This is a genomic window from Leifsonia sp. SIMBA_070 (genome assembly GCF_046534635.1).
In the GTDB taxonomy this organism is placed as follows: domain Bacteria; phylum Actinomycetota; class Actinomycetes; order Actinomycetales; family Microbacteriaceae; genus Leifsonia.
This window is the reverse complement of sequence record NZ_JAWRYK010000701.1, coordinates 1-249: the sequence shown is the minus strand read 5'-3', so window position 1 is coordinate 249 and position 249 is coordinate 1. Positions and strand designations below refer to the sequence as shown.

The following is a 249-nucleotide window of genomic DNA, read 5'->3' as shown; positions in this document are numbered from 1 at the left end:
AGGGTTAAGGCCCCCTACAGACCATGGGGTAGATAGGCCAGAACTGGAAGCCCGGTAACGGGTGCAGGTGACTGGTACTAATCGGCCGAGGACTTACAACCAAAACAAGAAGACTTTTTGTCTCGCATCCACTGTGCAATATCTGAAACAACACACAAACAAACAAATGATCAGCACTAATCATTAACCTGATTTGTGAGGATGGTTGTTTCACATTGTTACGGCGGCTATAGCGGTAGGGAGACGCCC

General features: G+C 48.2%; 1 rRNA gene. It reads left to right on the top strand.

Features of this window, described 5'->3' with window-relative positions:
* Positions 1 to 101: ribosomal RNA gene (locus tag SB754_RS22050) — 23S ribosomal RNA — on the top strand; the annotation flags it as partial.
* Positions 102 to 249 lie beyond the last annotated feature (148 nt).